We start from the raw sequence: 261 nt of genomic DNA, 5'->3' as shown, positions 1-261 counted from the left end.
GGATTAACTGAAGAAGAAGATCAAAAACTTCAAACGATTATTTCAAAAATTGCAGCTCATGCAGCTGTTTAAATCAGGAGGAGAGCATATATGTTAACGACAAACATTGAGCTGAGACCAAAAGTGAAAGCGTTTTTAAATGAAGAAATTAAAATGTTTATTAATGGTGAATTTGTTCCTTCTATTAGTGGGAAGACGTTTGAAACTTACAATCCGGCGACAGAAGATGTTCTAGCCGTCGTATGTGAAGCGCAAGAAGAA

Annotated in this window: 1 pseudogene; it reads left to right on the top strand. The window is 35.6% G+C overall.

Features of this window, described 5'->3' with window-relative positions:
• Positions 1-90: 90 nt before the first annotated feature.
• Positions 91-261, top strand: a pseudogene (locus SB775_RS30785) (betaine-aldehyde dehydrogenase); the annotation flags it as partial.

It is taken from the genome of Peribacillus sp. SIMBA_075 (assembly GCF_046534585.1).
This window is presented reverse-complemented; position numbering and strand designations above follow the sequence as displayed.